Raw genomic sequence first — 4481 nt, forward strand, 5'->3', positions numbered from 1 at the left:
GGCCGGATCGGGGCCGCCGGGCGGGGCGTCGTGCTCGAGGGCGGTGGCGGCGGCATCCAGGTCGGCGGCGGCCCGGGCGCAGCCCGTGCGTCGGGCGATGTACCCGGCGACGCTCTCCCCGGGGGTCCGCTCGTGCTCCTGCGGGAGCCAGCCCACGAAGGCGTCCGACGGGGAGAGCGTCAGTCCGCCCTGCTGTGGGGCGGCGGCGCCGGCGAGCAGGCGCAGCAGCGTCGACTTCCCGGCGCCGTTCGCGCCGACCACGCCGATCACGTCCCCGGGGGCGATGGTGAGGTCGAGACCGTCGAAGAGGACGCGGTGGCCGTACCCTCCGGCGAGGTCATGGGCGACGAGGGTGGCGGTCATCCCGGCATTCTCGCACCTGCCCGAGCGGCTGCTCCGCAACGCCGTGTGACGGCATGGGTCAGCACCCTGGCCCCGGCGGTGCACGGGACCCTAGGGTCAACCATCACCATCCGTGAGTACCGAGAAAAGGACACCTATGACCGCGCTCGCCGAGCTCCGCGCCCGCTTCGCCCCCGTCATCGAGACCATCGCCCAGGGGACCCTGGAACGGGAGCGCGAGCGCACCCTGCCCCACGGCGCCGTGCGCGCCCTGGCCGAGGCCGGCTTCGGGACCGTGCGCGTGCCGGTCGAGGCGGGTGGCTTGGGTGCCACCTTCGGGCAGCTGACCTCGCTGCTGGTGGACCTGGCCGCAGCCGATGCGAACCTCCCCCAGATCTGGCGCGGGCACATCGCCTTCGTGGAGGACCTCCTGGTCACACCGCACGCCGAGTTCCGGCAGCGATGGCTGCGACGGATCGCCGACGGGGCGGTGATCGGGAACGCCTGGTCGGAGATCGGCTCCGTGGAGCGAGGCTCCCAGGGCACGAAGGTCGCGGTCGAGGGCGAGCACGCCGAGGTGACGGGCCGGAAGTTCTACACCACCGGCTCCTACTTCGCCGACTACTCGGATACCCTGGTCGAGGCGGCCGACGGGTCCCAGCACATCGCCGTGGTGCCGTTGGTCCAGGCCGCGGTCACGCGCAGCGACGACTGGGACGGGTTCGGGCAGAAGCTCACCGGGACCGGCACGGTCGTCTACGACCGCGCGCGGCTCGACGCCCAGGACGTCATCCCCTTCGAGGACCGGTTCGGCTACCAGACCGCCGTGTACCAGCTGGTGCTGATCGCCGTGCACGCCGGGATCGCCGCGGCCGTGCGCGAGGACGCCACGGCGGCGGTCGCGGCCCGCACCCGCACCTACAGCCATGGCAACGCCGACCGGGTGCGGGAGGATCCGCAGATCCTGCAGGTGCTCGGCGAGATCTCCGCAGTCGCCGCGACCGCGGAGGCGCTGGCGGGCCAGGTGGCGGAGGCGATCGAGGAGGCCGCCCGCGCTGCGGGTGCCGGCGGCGAGGAGGAGCGCTCCGCCCTGGTGGCGGCGGAGCTCGCCTCTGCCCGAGCCCAGGTGGTCACCTCCCGCTTGGTGCCGGAGGCGGCGACGCGGCTGTTCGACGCACTCGGGGCCTCGGCCGTGCGCGAGACCTCGGCGCTGGATCGCCATTGGCGCAACGCCCGCACGGTCGCCTCCCACAACCCCTGGGTATACAAGGCCCGCGAGATCGGCGCCTTCGAGGTCAACGGCACCGAGCCGGGATACCAGTGGTCCATCGGCACCGTGGGGTCGCGGGAGGACGCCTCGGCGCCCGTCCACGCCTGAGTCAGCCGCCCTGCGCGTCGACGGCCTCGAGGTCGTCCTCGGTCTCGAGCACCACACCGCGGCGGATCGAGATGGTGACGGCCACCGCGATCGCGAGGATCGCGACGGCGGCGATCGCGTAGCGCAGCGGATCGGCCTGGCGACGAGCGTGACCGCGTAGGACTCGAAGAGGTCCGCGGCCATGCCGGCGCAGTCGCCGACGTTGTCGCCCACGTTGTCGGCGATGGTCGCGGCGTTGCGGGGGTCGTCCTCGGGGATGCTCTGCTCGACCTTGCCCACGAGGTCGGCGCCGACGTCGGCCGCCTTGGTGAAGATCCCGCCGCCGACGCGCATGAACATCGCGACCATCGCGGCGCCGAAGCCGAAGCCCTCGAGCACGAGCGCGGCGTCCCCGCGGAAGAGCAGCACGACGGCGCCCGCGCCGAGGAGGCCGAAGCCGATCGTCGCCATGCCGACGCAGGCGCCGGTGCGCACCGCGATCAGCATCGCGGGATCGCGGCCGGCCTCGTGCGCGGCGGCGGCGACGCGCACGTTCGCGCGCACGGCGAGCCACATGCCCAGGTAGCCGATGAGGCCGGAGAACGCGGCGCCGACGAGGAAGGCGACCGAGCGGGCTCCGCGCAGCAGCATCCCCTCGGTCCCCTCGACGCCGTGGGTGGGCAGGAGCAGCAGCAGGAAGGCGATGACGGCGAAGATGCCGAGCGTGCGCAGCTGGCGACGCAGGTAGGCGACCGCCCCCTCCTGCACGGCGCCTGCGACCTCGTCCATCGCGTCGGTGCCGGTGCGGGCGCGCAGCACCTCGGCGCGGAAGCGCAGCGCCATCGCGATCGCGATCAGGGCGATCACCACGATCACCCCCCGTGGTGAGACTGCCCAGGGAGAGCGTGATGGGATCGGGGTTCATGAGGTCCTCCGCACGTCGTCGTGTTCCGGGGTCCTTCCAGGTGCCGGAACACTAGCCCGTCGCCGGGCCGACGTACAGACCAGTGGGTGGGGAGGGGCCGGCCCCGGCAGGCGGGCCTCAGCCCTGCAGTCCCGCGGCGACCTCCTCGAGCGCGGCGGCGCTCGCGCGCAGCTTCTCCAGCTCCTCGGCGGAGAACGGCGTCTCCCGGATCGGCCGGGCGCCGGCGGAGCCGACGACGCTCGGCACCGACAGCGCGACGCCGTCGACGCCGTGGAAGTCGGAGAGCACGGTGGCGACGTTCAGCACGGCGTTCTCGTCCGCCAGTATCGCCTCGACGATGCGCGCGCTGGACAGGCCGATCGCGTAGTTCGTCGCCCCCTTGCCCTGGATCACCTTGTAGGCAGCCTCGCGGACGTCCACGGCGATGCGGTCGAGCTCCTCGAGGGTGAACAGGGGCGCCCCGTCCTCCCCGCGCCACTCGAGGATCGGGACGGTGCTGATGCGGGCGTCGGACCACAGCGGGAACTCGGTGTCGCCGCGCTCGCCGACGATCTGGGCGTGGACGGAGGTGGGCGCCACGCCGGTGCGGCGCGCGATCTCCCAGCGCAGGCGCGAGGTGTCCAGCACGGTGCCGGAGGCGAACACCCGCTCGGGTGGCAGTCCCGAGGCCTCGTGGGCGAGCATGGTGAGGACGTCGCAGGGATTGGTGACGATGACGATGATCGCGTGCGGGGCGACCTCGAGGACGTCCCGCACGATCGAGCCGACGATCTTCGCGTTGGTCGCGGCGAGCTCGATGCGCGTCTGACCGGGCTTCTGCTTGGCGCCGGCGGTGATCACCACGACATGGGAGCCCTCGGCGACGCCGATGTCGGAGCCGCCGATGATGTCGCTGGCGCGGGTGAACAGGGTGCCGTGGGCGAGGTCGAGCACCTCGGCCTCGGTCTTCGCGGCGTCGATGTCGTACAGGGCGACGTGGCGGGCGGAGCCGCGGATGAGCGAGGCGTAGGCGACGCTCGAACCGACGGCGCCGGCCCCGATGACGGTGAGCTTCGAGTTCTCGATCATGCGGTCGTCCGTTCCACGCCGAGCTCCTCGGCATGGGTGCTGATGGTCCCGGCGAGGGCGAGGTCGCGGGAGGTCACCCCGCCCACGTCGTGGCTCGAGAGGGTCACGGTGACCTCGGGATAGGTCAGGAGGATGTCGGGATGGTGGTTCGCCGCCTCGGCGGAGACGCCCACGCGGTTCACGAACGCGAGCCCGGTCGCGAAGTCGCCGGTGTCGAAGCGTGCGGTGAGGGCTTCTCCCTCCTGGTGCCAGCCGGTGAGTCCGGCGTCGGCGATCTGCTCGGGGGTCAGGGTCTGCTTCGGATCAGCCATAGCCCCATCGTGCCCCGTCCGCGGCCGGACGGCCAGGGGAGCGAGCCCGGTCCGGCCCGCGTACCCGGCGTCCGTGATCGTCCGCGCAACGCGGCACACCGGCGAGGACGGCAGACTGGGGGCATGGACGACCTGCTCGTGGCCCCGGGACCGGGCGCACCCCGCGGCCTGCGCATCCCCGCCGCGGAGCTGGTCGAGCAGTTCTCCCATGCCTCCGGGCCGGGCGGTCAGGGAGTGAACACCGCCGACTCGCGGGTCCAGCTGAGCCTGGACCTCGCCGCCACCTCGGCCCTGGACGAGGTCCAGCGTGCCCGCGTGCTCGAACGTCTCGCGACCCGCCTCTCCGGCACGGTCCTCACCGTCACCGCCTCCGAGCAGCGCTCGCAGCACCGGAACCGTCGGGCGGCGCGCGAGCGGCTCGCCGCGCTGCTGCGCAAGGCTGTCGCCCCGGCGGTGCCGCGTCGGGCGACCCGGCCGA

5 protein-coding genes and 1 pseudogene are annotated in these 4481 nt (G+C 73.2%); 2 read left to right on the plus strand and 4 right to left on the minus strand.

Annotated elements, in window-relative coordinates; translation table 11 throughout:
* Positions 1 to 363, minus strand: a 363-nt coding sequence (locus HMPREF3159_RS07880; protein WP_141748131.1) for an ATP-binding cassette domain-containing protein, incomplete at its 3' end; no start/stop codon positions are given.
* A gap of 136 nt (positions 364 to 499) precedes the next feature.
* Between HMPREF3159_RS07880 and HMPREF3159_RS07885 the strand changes: the two genes are divergently transcribed.
* Complete coding sequence (locus HMPREF3159_RS07885) at positions 500 to 1720, plus strand: acyl-CoA dehydrogenase family protein (RefSeq protein ID WP_070500534.1); 1221 nt, start codon at positions 500 to 502, stop codon at positions 1718 to 1720.
* Positions 1721 to 1858: 138 nt separating this feature from the next.
* On the opposite strand, the pseudogene HMPREF3159_RS16660 reads toward HMPREF3159_RS07885, so the two are convergent.
* From HMPREF3159_RS16660 to HMPREF3159_RS07905, 3 genes and pseudogenes are all read right to left on the minus strand, one after another.
* Positions 1859 to 2624 (minus strand): annotated as a pseudogene (locus HMPREF3159_RS16660) (sodium/proton-translocating pyrophosphatase); the annotation flags it as partial.
* 117 nt (positions 2625 to 2741) lie between these two features.
* Complete coding sequence (locus HMPREF3159_RS07900) at positions 2742 to 3692, minus strand: L-lactate dehydrogenase (RefSeq protein WP_070500537.1); 951 nt, start codon at positions 3690 to 3692, stop codon at positions 2742 to 2744.
* Positions 3689 to 4003, minus strand: coding sequence for a 4a-hydroxytetrahydrobiopterin dehydratase (locus HMPREF3159_RS07905; RefSeq protein ID WP_070500538.1), 315 nt, complete (start codon positions 4001 to 4003; stop codon positions 3689 to 3691). Before HMPREF3159_RS07905 ends, HMPREF3159_RS07900 begins: the two co-directional genes overlap by 4 nt.
* A 123-nt stretch (positions 4004 to 4126) precedes the next feature.
* Here HMPREF3159_RS07905 and arfB point away from each other — a divergent pair.
* A partial coding sequence (gene arfB / locus HMPREF3159_RS07910) for an alternative ribosome rescue aminoacyl-tRNA hydrolase ArfB (protein ID WP_070500539.1) occupies positions 4127 to 4481 on the plus strand: 355 nt, incomplete at its 3' end.

It is taken from the genome of Brachybacterium sp. HMSC06H03 (assembly GCF_001807385.1).
In the GTDB taxonomy this organism is placed as follows: Bacteria; Actinomycetota; Actinomycetes; order Actinomycetales; family Dermabacteraceae; genus Brachybacterium; species Brachybacterium conglomeratum.